This window comes from Cryobacterium sp. AP23 (assembly GCF_054075385.1).
The window spans coordinates 650308-667334 of record NZ_CM133415.1 but is presented as its reverse complement, the minus strand read 5'-3'; the positions used below and the strand labels follow the sequence as shown (position 1 = coordinate 667334).

13 protein-coding genes are annotated in these 17027 nt (G+C 70.0%); 7 read left to right on the top strand and 6 right to left on the bottom strand.

The window, feature by feature from the left end; all coding sequences use genetic code 11:
• Window positions 1-52 precede the first annotated feature (52 nt).
• Window positions 53-1276, top strand: coding sequence for a D-alanyl-D-alanine carboxypeptidase family protein (locus ACU5E9_RS03060; protein WP_456812173.1), 1224 nt, complete (start codon window positions 53-55; stop codon window positions 1274-1276).
• Here ACU5E9_RS03060 and ACU5E9_RS03055 read toward each other — a convergent pair.
• The gene (locus ACU5E9_RS03055; protein WP_456812172.1) at window positions 1273-2088 is read right to left on the bottom strand and encodes an SGNH/GDSL hydrolase family protein; all 816 of its coding nucleotides are present in this window, start codon (window positions 2086-2088) and stop codon (window positions 1273-1275) included. The genes ACU5E9_RS03060 and ACU5E9_RS03055 overlap by 4 nt on opposite strands.
• A 223-nt stretch (window positions 2089-2311) precedes the next feature.
• Here ACU5E9_RS03055 and ACU5E9_RS03050 point away from each other — a divergent pair, with 223 nt between their 5' ends.
• The 6 genes from ACU5E9_RS03050 (at window position 2312) to araA (ending at window position 9725) form a co-directional block, all read left to right on the top strand.
• Entirely contained in the window at window positions 2312-4120 is a 1809-nt protein-coding gene (locus tag ACU5E9_RS03050; RefSeq protein ID WP_456813489.1) for a DEAD/DEAH box helicase, read from the top strand.
• A 65-nt stretch (window positions 4121-4185) separates the two neighbouring features.
• On the top strand, window positions 4186-4665 hold the full coding sequence (locus ACU5E9_RS03045) for an Lrp/AsnC family transcriptional regulator (protein ID WP_265401035.1): 480 nt from the start codon (window positions 4186-4188) through the stop codon (window positions 4663-4665).
• 52 nt (window positions 4666-4717) lie between these two features.
• On the top strand, window positions 4718-5731 hold the full coding sequence (locus tag ACU5E9_RS03040; RefSeq protein ID WP_456812171.1) for a LacI family DNA-binding transcriptional regulator: 1014 nt from the start codon (window positions 4718-4720) through the stop codon (window positions 5729-5731).
• 90 nt (window positions 5732-5821) lie between these two features.
• Window positions 5822-7486, top strand: coding sequence for a xylulokinase (locus tag ACU5E9_RS03035; RefSeq protein ID WP_456812170.1), 1665 nt, complete (start codon window positions 5822-5824; stop codon window positions 7484-7486).
• A gap of 11 nt (window positions 7487-7497) precedes the next feature.
• On the top strand, window positions 7498-8208 hold the full coding sequence (locus ACU5E9_RS03030; protein ID WP_456812169.1) for an L-ribulose-5-phosphate 4-epimerase: 711 nt from the start codon (window positions 7498-7500) through the stop codon (window positions 8206-8208).
• Between the two features lie 8 nt (window positions 8209-8216).
• Entirely contained in the window at window positions 8217-9725 is a 1509-nt protein-coding gene (araA, locus tag ACU5E9_RS03025; protein WP_456813488.1) for an L-arabinose isomerase, read from the top strand.
• A gap of 171 nt (window positions 9726-9896) precedes the next feature.
• Here araA and cspE read toward each other — a convergent pair whose 3' ends face one another.
• The 5 genes from cspE to ACU5E9_RS03000 all read right to left on the bottom strand — a co-directional run bounded on the left by cspE (window position 9897) and on the right by ACU5E9_RS03000 (window position 16954).
• Entirely contained in the window at window positions 9897-10100 is a 204-nt protein-coding gene (gene cspE / locus ACU5E9_RS03020; RefSeq protein WP_035840308.1) for a transcription antiterminator/RNA stability regulator CspE, read from the bottom strand.
• Window positions 10101-10346: 246 nt separating this feature from the next.
• A complete protein-coding gene (locus tag ACU5E9_RS03015; protein WP_456812168.1) occupies window positions 10347-11189 on the bottom strand; it encodes a DUF3097 domain-containing protein in 843 nt (280 codons plus the stop codon).
• 10 nt (window positions 11190-11199) lie between these two features.
• Window positions 11200-14601, bottom strand: coding sequence for an error-prone DNA polymerase (locus tag ACU5E9_RS03010; protein ID WP_456812167.1), 3402 nt, complete (start codon window positions 14599-14601; stop codon window positions 11200-11202).
• A gap of 26 nt (window positions 14602-14627) precedes the next feature.
• On the bottom strand, window positions 14628-16217 hold the full coding sequence (locus ACU5E9_RS03005) for a DNA polymerase Y family protein (RefSeq protein ID WP_456812166.1): 1590 nt from the start codon (window positions 16215-16217) through the stop codon (window positions 14628-14630).
• 5 nt (window positions 16218-16222) lie between these two features.
• Window positions 16223-16954, bottom strand: coding sequence for a hypothetical protein (locus ACU5E9_RS03000; protein ID WP_456812165.1), 732 nt, complete (start codon window positions 16952-16954; stop codon window positions 16223-16225).
• Between the last annotated feature and the right edge of the window lie 73 nt (window positions 16955-17027).

The window sequence follows — 17027 nt, the reverse complement described above, 5'->3', positions numbered from 1 at the left end:
GCACGCGGCGGCCTTGCCGATCCGGCGTCGCCGCCGTGGTTAGACTCATCGAATGTCTCTCACCCGGCGTCAGGTCTACCACCGTCGGCGCATCGCGTTCTTCAGCGCCCTCGCCGTGCTCATCGCGGCCATCGCCTACCTCACCAGCACCGGCCTCGCTCCCGTTTCCGCCTCCGCGGCCGCGCTGACCGAACCGGCGGCACTCACCCAGGCCGCCGCCACGCCTGCCTGGCCCGACGGCGGTGCCGGTGCCATCGGCGCGGTGGGCTACGACGGGCTGCTGGGGGAGGCGGGCGACCAGACCTCGGTGCCGATCGCGAGCATCACCAAGATGGTGACCTCGCTGGTCATCCTCGAGGCCAAGCCGTTGACCGGGGACGACCCTGGGCCGGAGATCACCTTCACCGATGACGACATCGACATCTACTACGACGCGATCGCCGAGAACGGCTCGGTTGCGCCCGTCGTGTCCGGCATGGTCCTCACCCAGCGCGAAGCGTTCGAGACGATGCTGCTGCCCTCGGCGAACAACTACAGCGTCTCCCTGGCGGTGTGGGCGTTCGGCTCCGTGGACGCCTACCTCGCCGCCGCCGCCGACTACCTCGCCGCGCACGGCCTGACCGGCACGACCGTCGCCGACACCAGCGGACTGTCCGCGGAAAGCGTCAGCAGCCCGGCCGACCTCGTCGCCATCGGCAAGCTGGTCGTGGCGAACCCGGTTCTGGCCGACATCGTGGCCATGCCCACCGCCGAGATCCCCACCGTCGGCACCGTGGTCAACACGAACAAGCTGCTCGGCATCGATGGTGTCGACGGCATCAAGACGGGCACCACCGACGAGGCCGGCGCCTGCCTGCTCTTTGCGGTCGATGTCCCGGTGGGGGAGACCACGGTCACGCTCGTCGGGGTCGTGCTCGGCGGGGACACCCACCCCGAGCTCAACCAGAGCATCCTCACCCTCATCGACAGCGTGACGCCGGGCTTCCGCGAGGTGGACCTGGTCGAGGCCGGCGCCTCCTTCGGCACGTACACGACCCCGTGGGGCCAGTCCGGACAGGCTGTCGCCGAGACCGCGGCATCCGCCGTCGTCTGGTCCGACACACCGATTGACACCGTCGTGGACGTCGAGCAGGTGCGCCTGGCCGACAAGGGCGACCCGGTCGGCAGCGTGGACGTGACCGTGGGAACGCAGACCGTCACCGTTCCCCTGGTGCTCGACACCGACATCACCGACCCCGGGCCGCTCTGGCGCTGGACGCACCCGGGCCAGGTCTAGCCGAGTTCTGCGGCCAACCCGTCCGGTTCGTCCAGCCGAGTCACCGGGTCGGCCGCCGGCCGCTTGGGCAGGATGTGGTCGCCGGAAGACTGGTGCCGCACCCGGCGCAGCACCCAGGGAACCAGGTATTCCCTGGCCCAGGCCAGGTCCTCGCTGCGCGCCTGGCGCCAGGTGGTTCCCGGCATCGGCTCCGGCACCAGCGGTTCGAGGGGATTGGGCACGTTGAGCACGTCCAGGACCATCCGGGCGACCGTGTGGTGCCCGAGCGGGTTGAGGTGCAGACGGTCCGGTGCCCACATCCGCGCATCCTGGATCTCGGTCAACGACCACATGTCCGCCACGATGGCGTCGCGCGCGGTCGCGATGGCACGGATGTTCTCGTTGTAGATCGCGACCTTGCCGCGCAGGCCCCGCAGCACGGGCGAGAAACGCACGTCGGTACCGGTGAACACCACCACGGTGGCCCCGTCGGAACCGAGCAGCCGCACGGCCTCGTCGAACCGGGCCGCGATCGCGTCCGGGTCGCTGCCGCGTCGCAGCACGTCGTTGCCGCCGGCGGAGATCGTGACCAGGTCCGGATGCAGGGCCAGCGCCGGCTCTACCTGCTCGGCGAGGATCTGGTTCATCAGCTTGCCGCGCACGGCCAGGTTTCCGTATGCGAAGTCGTCCGAGCCCAGGCTGAGCATTTCCGCGACCCGGTCCGCCCAGCCGCGGTTGCCGCCCGGGCTGGCCGGTTCGGCGTCGCCCACCCCTTCGGTGAACGAGTCGCCCACGGCGACGTAGCGGGACCACGGATGCTGCTGCTTCGTCATCTGATCCATTCTGCCCTCGTCCGGCGAGCGTCGTCGCTTCTTGATAGGTTCTTATGAAGTGACTACTGCACCTGATTTCGGATCCGCATTCCGGGAACCCTCGAATCGGGAGCCCTCGACTGCTGACAGCAGCGAACCCGGATTGTTCGCCCTGTCCGACGGCTTCGCCCCCGGTGGCTTCCCGACGAACAGCTCTCTCGCTGACGCGGTCGACACCCCGCCGGTGTTCGGCCCCGACCGGGGGCCCGCCGGCACCAGCGCCGCCGAGCACCTCTCCCCGTCGTTCCCCGAGCGCGCCGCCTGGGGCACAGCGAGCAAGCTTCGCGCCTGGCAGGCCGAGGCCCTCGAGGCGTATTTCGAGCACCAGCCGCGCGACTTCCTCGCGGCCGCCACCCCGGGCGCCGGCAAGACCACGTTCGCGCTGCGCCTGGCCGCCGAGCTGCGGGCCCGCAAGGTGATCGACCGCATCACCGTGGTTGCGCCCACTGAGCACCTCAAACGCCAGTGGGCAGACGCCGCCGCGCGGGCCGGCATCCGGCTCGACCCGTACTTCAAGAACGCGCACGGCCGCTACGGCAGCCACTACCACGGCATCGCCGTCACCTACGCGCAGGTGGCCACCCGGGCGGCGCTGCACCGCGAACTCACCGAGGGCAGCCGCACCCTGGTGATTCTGGACGAGGTGCACCACGGCGGTGACGCCCTGAGCTGGGGTGACGCGATCCGCGAGGCCTTCGACCCCGCCACCAAGCGGCTGTCGTTGACCGGGACCCCGTTCCGCTCGGACACGTCGCCGATCCCGTTCGTCACCTACCTGCCGGACAAGCACGGCATCCGGCTGTCCCAGAGCGACTACAACTACGGCTACGGCCGGGCGTTGGAGGACGGTGTCGTGCGGCCGGTGATGTTCATGGTCTACGCCGGGCACATGAAGTGGCGTACCCGGACCGGCGACGAGATGGAAGCCAAGCTCGGCGAGGGCAACACCAAGGACATCACCTCGCAGGCCTGGCGCACGGCTCTCGAACCCACCGGGCAGTGGATCCCGGCCGTGCTGCGTGCGGCGGACAGCCGGCTCACCGAGGTGCGGCACGGCATCCCGGATGCCGGCGGGCTGGTCATCGCGACCGACCAGACCACCGCACGCGCGTACGCGGCGATCCTCGAGGAGATCTCGGGGGAGCCGGCCACCGTGGTGCTCTCCGACGAGAAGGAGTCCAGCGACCGCATCGACGAGTTCTCGCACAACACCCGCCGGTGGATGGTCGCGGTGCGGATGGTGTCGGAGGGTGTGGACGTTCCCCGGCTGGCCGTCGGCGTCTACGCCACGAGCGCCTCGACGCCGCTGTTCTTCGCCCAGGCCATCGGCCGGTTCGTCCGGGCCCGGCGGCGCGGTGAGACGGCGTCGATCTTCCTGCCGAACGTGCCGGGCCTGCTGAGCCTGGCCAACGCCATGGAACTGGAACGGGACCACGCCCTGGATCGCAGCAACCGCGACGACGGCGACGACGGGATGTACAACCCCGAAGACGCCATGGTGGCGGCCGCGAACAAGACCGAGAAGGCCTCCGATGAGCTGGGCGAGGAATTCACCTGGCAGGCCATCGACTCGCAGGCCACGTTCGACATGGTCATGTTCAACGGCGATGAATTCGGTGAACTCGCCGAACCCGGCACCGACGAGGAATTCGACTTCATCGGCATCCCCGGCCTGCTCGAGCCCGAGCAGGTCTCCGAACTCCTCCGCCAGCGCCAGCACAAGCAGGCCAAGCGGGGCTCTGACCGGCGCACAGCCGCGGCCGCGGTGCCGGGGGCACCAGAGGAGGAGATGCCGCTGTACCGCACGCTCAAGGAGCAGCGGAAGCTGCTGGGCAGCCTTGTGGGCATGTGGTCGAAGCTGTCCGGGGAGCCGCATGCCATGGTGCACGCCGAGCTCCGCCGCCTGTGCGGTGGACCGGCCGTGGCCCAGGCAAGCGTCACCCAGATCCAGAAGCGGATCGACCTGCTCCGCCGCCGGCTCGGCCGCAGCTGATTCGCCCACCGGTTTCGGGATCGCAGAACGGTCGATAAACTGACTCGCAACGAAAGAGGGCGAGCATGGATTCCAAGAAAGCGGATCTCGACAGGGTCGACCGGGCCCTGCTGCGCGCCCTCTCGGTGAATGCCAGGGCCTCCGGCGCCGCGCTGGCCGCCGAGATCGGCGTGGCCGAGTCCACGGTGTCCCTTCGGTTGCGCCGGCTGCAACAGCTCGGCCACATCCGCGGCTACCGTGCCAACATCGACCTGGCCGCCCTCGGCGCGTCCCTGCAGGCGCTGATCTCGGTGCGGTTGGCCAAGCACGTGCGTGACCAGATCGACGACTTCCGCAACGCCGCCCCGCACTGGCCCGGCGTGATCGGCCTGTTCCACACCGCCGGGGCCGACGACTACCTGCTGCACGTGGCGGCCGCCGACGCGTCGGACCTCCGCGACTTCGTCCTCGAGCACCTGGCCGAGCATCCGGCCGTCGCCCACACCGAGACGAACCTGATCTTCGAGTACGTCGACGGCGACGGCTGGCAGGACCTAGTCAAGTAGCGGCACCGGCCCGTGGCGGGAGCCGGGGCCCGGACCCCGCGATAATCGACAGATGACTGCTCACTCCGATCCAGAGGACTCCCGGCCCCGCGCCGCGAGCGTGTTCGACGTGGCCAGGGTCGCCGGAGTGTCGCACCAGACGGTGTCGCGGGTGCTGAACGATCACCCCAGCCTGCGCGACGCCACCCGGCAGAAGGTGCTGGCGGCGATGCGGGAGCTGAACTACCGGCCAAACGCGGCGGCCCGCGCACTGTCCTCGAGCAGGTCCCGCATGATCGGCATCCTCTCGACCTCGAGCGGCGAGTACGGGCCGGCGTCCAGTATCGCGGCGGTGGAGACCGCCGCCCGCGCGCGCGGTTATAGCGTCACCATCGCCAACGCCGACGGCCTCGATCCGCAGTCGATCAATGAGGCCGTCAACCACCTCGCGAACCTGTCCGCCGAGGGGCTCGTGGTGGTGGCCCCGCAGGCCCGGGTGCTGGCCGCCCTCTCCGAACTCTCCATCGGGATTCCGTTCGTCACCCTGCAGGCCGCAGGCACCGACGCCCCGGACGATCGCCAGCTCGACCAGGTGGTCGGTGCACGGATGGCCACCGCCCACCTCGTAGCGCTCGGCCACCGCCGCATCGGCCACATTGCCGGCCCGGCCGAGTGGTTGGACGCGTCCCAGCGGCTCGCCGGTTTCCGCGACGAACTGGAGCAGCACGGCCTCGACGCGGGCCTCATCGCCACCGGCGACTGGAGTGCGGCCTCCGGCTACCGCGCCGCGATCGACCTCATCGAACGCGGGGTCACGGCCATCTTCGCCGGCAACGACCAGATGGCGCTCGGTGCGCTCAGCGCCGCCAGCGGCGCGGGGCTGGACGTGCCAGGGGACGTGAGCATCGTGGGCTTCGACGACGTGCCCGAAGCCGCCTTCTACCACCCGCCGTTGACCACCGTGCGGCAGGACCTCGCCGAAGCCGGGCGCCGCGCCGTCGCGTTGCTCCTCGGCGAAAGCGACGCCGTCCCCTCGGTGCACCCACAGCTCGTCGTGCGGGCATCCACGGCGGCGCCGCGCGGATAATCGATGCGACGCGCGACGGGTTGTGCCGTACACTCGTAACCGTGGTCAATCATGTGATCGATCACATTACGAGCCAAAGGAGTCCCGCGCATGACTGAGCACGCCGCAGCGACCGCCGATTTCGACGACACCGAGCGCACCCGTCCCGATCGGGACCAGGCCGCCAGGGACGCCATCCTCGGCGGGCGGGCCTCCCTCGGCATCGAACTGGGATCTACCCGCATCAAGGCCTGCCTGATCGGGGACACGCCGTCCGACGTCCTGGCCGTCGGCAGCCACGACTGGGAGAACGCGTTCGTCGACCGGGTCTGGACGTACTCCCTCGACGACGTGTGGACCGGCATCCAGGCCGCGCACGCCGCCCTCGTCGCCGACATCGAAGCCCGGTACGGCATCCGCCCCGCCGGCTACGGCGCCATCGGCGTCTCGGCGATGATGCATGGTTACCTCGCCTTCGACGCCGCCGACGAGCTGCTGGTACCGTTCCGCACCTGGCGGAACACCACGACCGGACCCGCAGCGGCCGAGCTGACCGAACTGTTCGGCGTGAACATCCCGCTGCGCTGGTCGATCGCCCACCTGCACCAGGCCGTGCTCGATCACGAACCGCACGTCCCGCAGCTCGGTTTCATCACCACCCTCGCCGGGTACGTGCACTGGCGCCTCACCGGCCGTAAGGTCCTCGGCGTCGGCGACGCCTCCGGCATGTTCCCGATCGACGCCGCGACCAGGGACTACGACGCCGACCTCCTCGGCCGGTACGACGGCGTCGTCTCCGTCTCCGCACCCGGTCTCCAGCTCGCCGCCCTGCTGCCCGAGGTGCTCGTCGCCGGTCAGTCCGCCGGTGAGCTCACTGCCGCCGGGGCGGCGCTGCTCGACCCGACCGGGGCGCTGCGGCCCGGCGCCGTGTTGTGCCCGCCCGAGGGCGACGCCGGCACCGGCATGGTCGCGACCTGCTCCGTCGCCCCCCGCACCGGCAATGTCAGCGCCGGTACGAGCATCTTCGCGATGGTCGTCCTGGAGCGCCCGCTCGGCAGTGTGCACCACGAACTCGACGTGGTCACCACCCCCGCCGGCGACACCGTCGCGATGGTGCACTGCAATAACGGCGCGAGCGAGCTCGCCGCCTGGGCCGGCATGTTCGGCCGCTTCGCCACCGCCGCCGGGTCCCCGATCGATTCCGACGCCGTGTTCAACACCCTGTTCCTGGAGGCCCTCGACGGCGATCCGGACGCCGGCGGCCTGCTCGCCTACAACCACCTGGCGGGGGAGCCGATCGCCGGCCTCACCGAGGGCAGGCCGCTGTTCGTGCGCACCCCCGACAGCCGGTTCACGCTGGCCAACTTCATGCGCGCGCAGCTCTACGGGGTGTTCGGCACCCTCAGCCTGGGCATGCGGGTCCTCGCCGAGGAAGGGGTCGAACTCGACGCCATGTTCGCGCACGGCGGGCTCTTCCGCACCGCGGGTGTGGCCCAGAGGTTCCTCGCCGGCGCCCTGGATGCACCGGTGTCCGTCGCCGAGACGGCGTCGGAAGGCGGCGCCTGGGGGATCGCGGTCCTGGCCTCGTACACGGCGGCCGTGGCAACCGGCGTGGACCTGGACCTGGACGGCTTCCTGCGCGAGCGGGTCTTCGGGGACGCTGAATTCGACACGACCGCCCCCGACGCCGCCGACGTCGCCGGCTTCACCGCCTACCTCGACCGTTACTCCGCCGGCCTCGCCATCGAGCGCACCGCCGTCGACACGCTCTCCTGAAAGGAACCACCATGGTCAGCTTCTCGCCCGACATCGACGCCGCCATCGCGCGCACCCGCACCGAGGTGGCGACCCTGCACGCCCAGCTCACCAAGTACGGGCTCGTGATCTGGACCGGCGGCAACATCTCCGGCCGGGTGCCCGGCGCCGACCTGTTCGTGATCAAGCCGTCCGGCGTCGAATACGACGACCTCACGCCGGAGAACCAGATCCTCTGCGACCTCGACGGCAACGTCATCGCCGGCACCCCGGGGTCGGAGCGCAGCCCGTCCAGCGACACCGCCGCGCACGCCTACGTGTACCGGAACATGCCGGAGGTCGGCGGCGTCGTGCACACCCACTCCACCTACGCCACCGCCTGGGCGGCGCGCGGCGAGGCGATCCCGTGCGTGATCACCGCCATGGCCGACGAGTTCGGCGGCGAGATCCCGATCGGCCCGTTCGCCATCATCGGCGACGAGTCCATCGGCCGCGGCATCGTGCAGACCCTCGCCGGGCACCGCTCGCGGGCGGTCCTGATGCAGAACCACGGTGTCTTCACCATCGGCAAGAACGCCAAGGACGCCGTGAAGGCCGCCGTGATGGCCGAGGACGTCGCGAAGACCGTGCATATCTCCCGCCAGCTGGGCGAGAGCCTGCCCATTCCCCAGACCGCGATCGACTCCCTGTTCGATCGCTACCAGAACGTGTACGGCCAAGACCCCAAAGGAGCACTGAAGTGACTAACTCGATCATCCCCGACCTCAAGGCGAACGAGGTCTGGTTCCTCACCGGCAGCCAGGACCTCTACGGCGAGGAGACGCTGAGACAGGTCGCCGAGCAGTCCCAGGACGTCGTCGACCAGCTGAACGCGTCCAGCGACATCCCGGTCACCATCGTGTGGAAGCCCGTCGTCAAGGACTCCGAGGCCATCCGCCGCGCCATGATCGACGCCAACGGTGCTGACAACGTCGTCGGTGTCATCGCCTGGATGCACACTTTCAGCCCGGCCAAGATGTGGATCCGCGGACTCGACGCCCTGGCGAAGCCGTTCCTGCACCTGCACACCCAGGCCAACGTCGAGTTGCCGTGGGCGGAGATCGACTTCGACTTCATGAACCTCAACCAGGCCGCGCACGGCGACCGTGAGTTCGGCTACATCGCCGGGCGGATGAACATCCCCCGCAAGACCGTCGTCGGCCACGTGTCGAACCCGGCGGTCGCCCTGCAGGTGGGCACCTGGACCCGTGCAGCCAGCGGCGCCGCGGCGGTGCGCAACCTCAAGCTGGCCCGGTTCGGCGACAACATGCGCAACGTCGCCGTCACCGAGGGTGACAAGACCGAGGCCGAGATCCGTTTCGGCGTCTCGGTGAACACCTGGGGTGTCAACGAACTGGTCGAGCGGGTGGATGCCGCCAGCGAGTCCGACGTGGACGACCTCATCGCCGTCTACCTCGAGGCCTACAACGTCGCGCCCGAGCTCAAGCCGGACGGTGACCGTCACGAATCCCTCCGCTACGGCGCGAAGATCGAGCTGGGCCTGCGTTCCTTCCTGGAAGAGGGCGGCTTCAGCGCCTTCACCACCAACTTCGAGGACCTCGGCGGTCTCCGCCAGCTCCCGGGCCTGGCCGTGCAGCGACTGATGGCCGACGGCTACGGCTTCGGCGGCGAGGGCGACTGGAAGACGTCGGTCCTGATCCGCGCGGCCAAGGTGATGGGCGCCGGCCTGCCCGGTGGCGCCTCGCTGATGGAGGACTACACCTACAACCTGGTCCCCGGTGAGGAGTCGATCCTCGGCGCGCACATGCTGGAGATCTGCCCGTCGCTGACGACCACCAAGCCGAACCTGGAGATCCACCCGCTGGGCATCGGCGGCCGGGAAGACCCCGTGCGCCTCGTCTTCGACACCGACGCCGGCGCCGGCGTGGTTGTGGCCCTGTCGGACATGCGCGACCGGTTCCGCCTCGTCGCAAACGTCGTCGAGGTCATCGACCTGCCCGCGCCGCTGCCGCACCTGCCCGTGGCCCGCGCCGTGTGGAAGCCCGCGCCGGACCTGGCCACCAGCGCCACCGCCTGGATCACCGCCGGGGCGGCCCACCACACCGTGCTCTCCACCGCGGTGGGCATCGAGGCCTGGGAGGACTTCGCCGAGATCACCCGCACCGAGCTGCTGATCATCGACGAGGACACCACCAAGCGTGGCTTCGCCAACGACGTCAAGTGGAACGCGGCGTACTACCGTCTGGCCCAGGGCATCTAACCGCCCGACCTGCACGCACGGCAACTGTGCCCCGTGCGGACAACTGTTCCCGGTACACCGGGTGCACATGTCCGCACGGGGCACAGTTGTGCGATCCGCCGGTTAACAAAACAACGCCCCCGCCGAAGCGGGGGCGTTGTTGACAGCTTTGTGTAGCTGACGCAGCTCTATTTAGAGGGCGCGGATGTTCTCAGCCTGGGGACCCTTGGGGCCCTGGGTGACCTCGAATTCGACCTTCTGGTTCTCGTCGAGCGACTTGTAGCCGTTCGAAGCGATCGCAGAGTAGTGCGCGAACACGTCGGCGCTTCCGTCGTCGGGAGCGATGAAGCCGAAGCCCTTTTCAGCGTTGAACCATTTCACGGTACCTGTTGCCATTATGAAACTCCTCCAGGAGTGTTAGAAAGGCCCCGACTTTCGAGGCCGTTCGTCGCGGTATTCGTCGTCCGCTTCCGAAAGGAATAAGCGCGCACCGACCGAGATCGATACGTTTTCTAGACGTGCAAGCACTACAACTACTTCGTCAACACTAGCCCACATCGCTCGGTTCTCGTGGGGATCTGTGCGAAAACGAGTTTAAAGTGTTACGAAATCTGACAGAAATGCTCAAATAGGCCTGCCGAGTCACTGTTCGACCGTGACGAAGTCGATGAGCTGCTCCACCCGGCCCAGGAGGGCGGGCTCCAGGTCGGCGTAGCTGCGCACCTGGCCGAGGATCTGCTGCCAGGCGCGGGCGATGTCGGCCTGGTCCTCGTGCGGCCAGCCGAGCGCCGCGCAGATGCCGTGCTTCCACTCGATGGACCGGGGGATTGTGGGCCAGACCGGCAAATTCAGTCTCGCCGGTTTGACCGACTGCCAGACGTCGACGTAGGGATGACCGACCACGAGGACGTGCCTGCCGTGTGGCCCGCGGGCGACGGCGTCGGCGATCCGGCTCTCCTTGGAGTTCGGCACGAGGTGATCCACGAGGACACCGACGCGGCGGGTCGGCCCCGGCTTGAATTCGGCCAGGAGTTCGGCGAGGTTGTCGACCCCCTCGATGTATTCGACGACGACACCCTCGATGCGCAGGTCGGCGCCCCAGACCTTCTCAACCAGTTCGGCGTCGTGCCGGCCCTCGACGAAGATCCGGCTGGCCCTGGCCACCCGGGCGGGGGCATCCGCTACCGCGAGGGACCCGGAGGCGGTGCGGGCCCGGCCGGCCCCAGCGGCCTGCTTCGGTGGCACCAGAACGACCGGCTCGCCGTCGAGGAGGAATCCGGCGCCCAGGGGGAACAGGCGCAGCTTGCCGTGCCGGTCTTCGAGGGTGACGACCTTCTTCTCCACCCGGATGACCGCGCCGCAGAACCCGGTGGCGACTTCCTCCACGACCAGGTCGCGCACTGCCTCGTGCTGGGGCACCACGCGGCGGCCGGCGTCCTTCCAGCCGTTGAAGAGCACGTCCTGGGAGTATCTGTCGTCGTTCACTGAATCGACGCTAGCGGAAGTCCCTCGATGACGTGTGGGCCGCCACGGTCAACGGTTCGAACCGGTCTGCGATGAGGTTCACCACTCCTTCCGGCGAGCGTTCCAGGATGCCGCGAATCATGAGGGCGGGGGACTCCCGGGCGATCCGGCGGAAATGGGTCCACACGCCGACGCTCACGACGACGTTCACGTTGCCGGTCTCGTCTTCGAGGTTGATGAAGGTGACGCCGTTCGCGGTGGCGGGCCGCTGCCGATGGGTGACGACCCCGCCGACCTCGATGCGCCGGCCGCTCTCGCTGGTCGCCAGCTGGTTCGCCGCCAGGGCTCCGCGGGCCTCCAGCCCTGCCCGTGCGTGCCGAATGGGGTGGTCGTCGGTGGACACCCCCGTTGCCCAGAGGTCGTAGGCGACCTGTTCGACCGGTGTCATCAGTTCCAGGAGCGGCGGCTGCACGGTCTCGAGCGAACCGCGCAGGTGGGCGTCGGTGTCGGCGGCGGCCTCACCGGCCGACCACAGTGCCTGGCGACGCTCCAACCCCATCCCCTCGAAGGCGCCGGCGGTGGCCAGCGATTCCAGCTGTTCCGTGCTCAGCCCGGCCCGTCTGGCCAGGTCGTTCATGGAGCGGTACGGCCCGAATTCCTCCCGCTCCGCCACGATCCGCTTGGCCACCGCGCCGCCGATCGCGCGCACGTCGGCGAGACCGAGGCGCACGGCGAGGGCGCCGTCCCTGCGGTGACTCCGATCGTCCACCGGCAGGGTCCGGTCGTAGTCCGGCACCGGCGGCTGGTCCGGGTCGAGGCAGGCGGGCCGTTCGGCCGGAACGCCCGAGCCGTCGGTGATCGCCTCAAGCACCGCGTCGGCGCCGGAGCGCTGCACGTCGGGGCGCAGCACCCGGACGCCGTGCCGGCGGGCGTCGGCGACGAGTGACTGCGGGGAGTAGAACCCCATCGGCTGTGCCCGGAGGAGGGCGGCGAGGAACGCGCCGGGGTAGTGCAGCTTCAGCCAGGCGCTGGCGTAGACCAGCAGGGCGAAGCTGATGGAGTGGCTCTCCGCGAAACCGAAATTGGCGAACGCCTCGATCTTCTCGTAGATGCTGTCGGCCAGGTCTCCCGTGATCCCGTTTCCGGCCATGCCCTGGTAGAGCGTGGCGCGCAGCGAGGAGATCTTCTCCACCCCACGCTTGGACCCCATCGCCCGCCGCAGCAGGTCGGCATCCTCGCCGGAGCATCCGCCCACCGCCATGGCCATCTGCATCAGCTGCTCCTGGAAGAGCGGGACGCCGAGGGTGCGCTCCAGCACCGGCTCGAGTTTGGGATGCAGGTACGTCACCGGTTCCTGGCCGAGCTTGCGGCGGATGTACGGGTGCACCGCGCCGCCCTGGATGGGACCCGGCCGGATGAGCGCGATTTCCACGACGAGGTCGTAGAAGCGCCGCGGTTGCAGTCGGGGAAGGGTGCCCATCTGAGCGCGGCTCTCCACCTGGAAGACGCCGATGGAGTCGGCCCGGCAGAGCATGTCGTACACACCGGCCTCCTCACGGGGGATGCTGCCGAGTGTCCACGTTTCGCCGAGTGCGTCCCGCACGAGGTCGAAGGTGTACTGCAGCGCGGCGAGCATGCCGAGCCCGAGCAGGTCGAACTTGACCAGGCCCATCCAGGCGCAGTCGTCCTTGTCCCACTGCAGCACGGTGCGGCCCTCCTTGCGGGCGTGCTCGATCGGGCAGACCTCGCCGACGGGCCGGTCGGTGAGCACCATGCCGCCGGAATGGATGCCCAGGTGGCGGGGGAACCCGAGCACCCGGCCGGCGAGGTCGGCGACCTGGTCGGGGATGTCGTGTTCGGGGCTGGACACCGCGGACCCCCAGCGCTCCACCTGCTTCGACCAGGCATCCTGTTGCCCGGTGCTGTAGCCGAGCGCCTTGGCCATGTCCCGCACCGCGACCTTGGGCCGGTAGGTGATGACGTTGGCCACCTGGGCGGCATTGAGTCGGCCGTAACGTTCGTAGACGTACTGGATGACCTCCTCCCGCCGGTCGGAGTCGAAGTCGACGTCGATGTCGGGTTCTTCCTCCCGCAGGCTGGAGAGGAACCGTTCGAAGGGCAACCGGTAGAAGATCGAATCGACGGCGGTGATGCCGATCACGAAGCACACCGCCGAGTTGGCGGCGGATCCGCGGCCCTGGCAGAGGATGCCGTTGCGCCGGGCGAACTGCACGATGTCGTGCACGATCAAGAAGTAGCCGGGGAAGTCCTTGGCCTCGATCACGTCGAGTTCCTTCTCCAGGCGGTCGCGCACATTGGCGTTGTAGCCCGGGTAGGCCCGTTCCGCGCCCTCCCAGACCAGGTGGCGCAGCCAGCTCATCGGCGTGTGCCCGTCGGGCACATGCTGCCTGGGCAGCCGGGGCCGGGCACGCCGCAGGGAGAAGGCGAGTTCGTCGGCGAGCGGCACGGTGCGCGCCACAGCGCCCGGGTACCGGTCGAACCGGGCCTTCATCTCCGCCCCGCTCCGCAGGTGCTGGGTCGGCGCCCCCGGCAGCCAGCCGTCCATGTCGTCCAGGCTGCGGTGCGCCCGCACGGCCGAAAGGGCGGAGAACAGCGGGAAGTCCGCCGGCTTGGCGTAGTGCACGTTGTTGGTGGCGAGCACGGGCAGCCCGGCCCGCTCGGCCAGGGCGGCGAGGGAGTCGTTGGTCACCGTGTCCTGGGGCCGGCCGTGATCGAACAGTTCCACGTTGACCGCGTCACGGCCGAAGAGGGAGACCAGGGTGTCGAGTTCGCGGGCTGCCGCCTTCTCCCCGTCGTGGCGCAGCGCCTGGCGCACGGCGCCGGATCCGGAGCCGGTGAGGATGTTCCAGTGTCCGCCGGAGAGTTCGGCGAGCTCCTCGATATCGTAGACGGGCCGTCCCTTCTCTCCTCCGCCCATCTGCCCGCGGGTGAGTGCGGTGGCCAGGCGGTGGTAGCCCTCTTGGCCGCGAGCCAGCACAACCAGGTGGGTGCCTTCGGGTTCCGCGACCCCGTTCTGCGGCCGGCTGAGCCCGAGGGAGAGTTCAGCACCGAAGACCGTGCGGAGTTCGGGGTAGCTTTCCGCGGTCTCGGCCAGGCGTACGGCCCCATAGAGCCCGTCATGGTCCGTGAGCGCCAGGCCGTGCAGGCCGAGCTCCCCGGCTTCCTCGAGCAACCGCTCCGGCGAGCTCCCGCCGTCGAGGAAACTGAAGTTGGAGTGGGCGTGGAGTTCGGCGTAGGCGACGGCGGCCTCGTGCTGTCGGTGAGTCGGAGCCTGGGGCGCGTAGGGCTGGCGGTGCCGCGACCAGGCGGGGCTGTCGCCGCCGTCGGCCTCGGGGGGAGGGCCGCCGGGGCGCCGGTCGGAGAGCTTGCGCTCCAACTCCGACCAGGGGATGGGCGGGTTATTGAATCCCATGGTGGTGAGCTTCTCTCCGGGAATGGTCAGTCATAACGCGCCTCCGCGCACCAACCCTGGTCGTCCAGGGCGAGCAGCCAGGCGTCGCCGGCATCGTCGACGATTTGCATCCGCTGCACGGTGCGGGTCGTCGCGGGGTCCCACCAGCGCTCCTGGACCGGCCAGGGACCCGCCCAGGCCGCGACCCGGCGGTCTGCGGTGCCGGCCGTCCCCGGGGGCGACGGCGTCGAGGTGAAGCCGGCCGGATCGCCGTCCAGCGCACCGCGGTCGTCCACGGCGACCTCGCGGCCATCGGCGGCGAGGAGGCTGACGGGGCGGCGCTGTCGGAACACCGTGGACGGGACCAGCCCGTCGAGGCTGCCGGACCAGGGCCGGGCCGGGCCTCGGGAATCGGCGCGGGGACCGGCGTCGTCACCCCAGGGCACCCAGCGTTGCCGGTCGGCGAGCATCCGCCCGCCACCGACCATTGCGGTGACGACCCCGGCATGGCCCACCAGCCCCTGCACCCGGGTGAGGGCGTGGTGGATGCGCTCATCGGGGCCGGTTCCCCACAGGCCGTCCTCGTGGTTGGCGACGGCGTCGACCCGGTCGGGGGAGAGGACCACGCGCACGATGCCCGCGGCGAGGCCGGACCCCGCCCGCCCGTCGCCCTGCAGCTGCCAGCGCACCCGGTCGATGAGGTCGGTGGCGCTGAACCAGCGCGGATGCCGCCAGGTCCGTTCGGTGATCGAGCCGTCCTCCGTGGTCACGAGGATGCTGACCGCGGTGCAGACGAGGGTCTGTTCCCGGAGGGCGTGCACGAAGGCATCCGCCGTGCTGCGGAGGGCGAAGGCGAGCTGGTCGATACGGTCAAGGGCAGGTTCGAAGTCCTGGCCGCGGTCGAAGACCGGGGTCGGGGTGCGGGGCACGACTTCCTCGCGTTCGTGGCCGGACGCCCGGGAGTGGGCCTGGGCCGCAGCGGCACCGAACCGGCGGTGCACGTCCAGTGCCGGCAGGGCGGCGAACTGGCCGAGGGAGTGCACGCCGAGACGGGCGAGCAGGGTGCCGAGTGCACCGTCGACGACCGCGGAGACGGGCAACGGGGCCAGGAAGGCTGCAGACTCGCCCGAGGGGATGATTCGGATTCGGTCGAGGACGCCCGGCCCGGGTGTCCCGCCTCGCCGGGCGGCCTGCTCGGCGGCGAACGGGCCGTCGGCGATACCGACCCGCGCTTCGGCCAGGCCGGCGGTGCGCAGGTAGTCGAGAAGCGCCAGGGCCGCGGCCTGTTCGCCGTCGTAGTAGCGCACCGGACCGCGCGCGCGGATGGCGCAGGTGCCCGGACGCACCACGGCCACGCCGGGCGTGAGCGCCTCGATGCCGTCGAGCACGGGATCGAACGCCCGGCGGTCCAGGACCGGGTCGTAGGGCAGCACGACGAGGCCGGTGCAGCGGAACTGAGCCTCCCGGAGGGTCAGTCCCCGGCGAACGCCGGCATGCCTGGCCTCGGGGGAACAGGCGTAGACCAGCCCGTGGTCGACCAGGGCCAGCGGGGCGTCCGGGGCGACGTCGGCGGCAGACCGTGCGGCGATCACCGGCCAGTCTGGGCACCAGAGCACGATGGTTCGTTCCCGGTTCATGGCCGTCATCCCGCCGCCGGATGCAGGTGGGCGCCGGTTCGTACCCCGGCGAGGGGTGGACGGTGGAGTGTCTCGGCGGGGCCCAGGTCCATGCCGGGGCCTGGCAGGTGCAGGGCCTCGGCACGACGGGGTCCGTTGCGGTCGGCGACGGCGACGCTGAGGTCACGCCCGGACAGGTAGCCGTGTCCGACACCCAGGCCCTCCCAGCGGGTGCCGGTGACCCGCAGCACGGCCTCGCTCTGCGCCCAGCCCCCTGCAACGATCAGGGTGCATCCCGTTTGCCGCAGGCGCGCGCCGAGCCTGGCCACCTCGGCCGCGCCGACGGTGCGCTCGGGGTGCACGACCACCAGCGGCAGGACGTCCACCAGCGCCGCCGTCACGGCCAGCCACTGGTCGCCGGGGGAGGGCACGAGCACCAGCCGCTCAAGGTCGATGCCGAAGCCGACCGCGGCCTCGACGCCGAAATCGGGCAGGCCGACCACGGCGCCCCACCCGCCGTCCGTGGTCGCCGCGCCCAGGATGGCCATGATCAGGGAGGTGGAATTGTCCACGCTGTAGGCGACGCCGGAGCGCAGCCGTCCCTGGGGCAGCAGTGCGGCCAGGCCGCCCGGGAGGGCGCGCCCGCGCGGCTCCCAGCGGTCGCGTTGCATGCCATTCATGCGTTCCCGCAGCTCGGTGACACGGTCGGCGGCCGTGGCCGGCGAATCGGGTGCAACGGAAGTCAGGGGAATGGACACCCTTCAATTTTCGAACACAGATTCGAATTAGTCAACCGGTGTGGATAACCCGGTCCGCCCCGACCAGCACGGT

Excerpts from the sequence above, each read along its gene's own strand:
- ACU5E9_RS03060 (WP_456812173.1), top strand. The coding sequence starts at position 53 with ATGTCTCTCACCCGGCGTCAGGTCTACCACCGTCGGCGCATCGCGTTC.
- ACU5E9_RS03055 (WP_456812172.1), bottom strand. The coding sequence starts at position 2,088 with ATGACGAAGCAGCAGCATCCGTGGTCCCGCTACGTCGCCGTGGGCGAC.
- ACU5E9_RS03045 (WP_265401035.1), top strand. The coding sequence starts at position 4,186 with ATGGATTCCAAGAAAGCGGATCTCGACAGGGTCGACCGGGCCCTGCTG.
- ACU5E9_RS03040 (WP_456812171.1), top strand. The coding sequence starts at position 4,718 with ATGACTGCTCACTCCGATCCAGAGGACTCCCGGCCCCGCGCCGCGAGC.
- ACU5E9_RS03035 (WP_456812170.1), top strand. The coding sequence starts at position 5,822 with ATGACTGAGCACGCCGCAGCGACCGCCGATTTCGACGACACCGAGCGC.
- ACU5E9_RS03030 (WP_456812169.1), top strand. The coding sequence starts at position 7,498 with ATGGTCAGCTTCTCGCCCGACATCGACGCCGCCATCGCGCGCACCCGC.
- cspE (WP_035840308.1), bottom strand. The coding sequence starts at position 10,100 with ATGGCAACAGGTACCGTGAAATGGTTCAACGCTGAAAAGGGCTTCGGC.
- ACU5E9_RS03010 (WP_456812167.1), bottom strand. The coding sequence starts at position 14,601 with ATGGGATTCAATAACCCGCCCATCCCCTGGTCGGAGTTGGAGCGCAAG.
- ACU5E9_RS03005 (WP_456812166.1), bottom strand. The coding sequence starts at position 16,217 with ATGAACCGGGAACGAACCATCGTGCTCTGGTGCCCAGACTGGCCGGTG.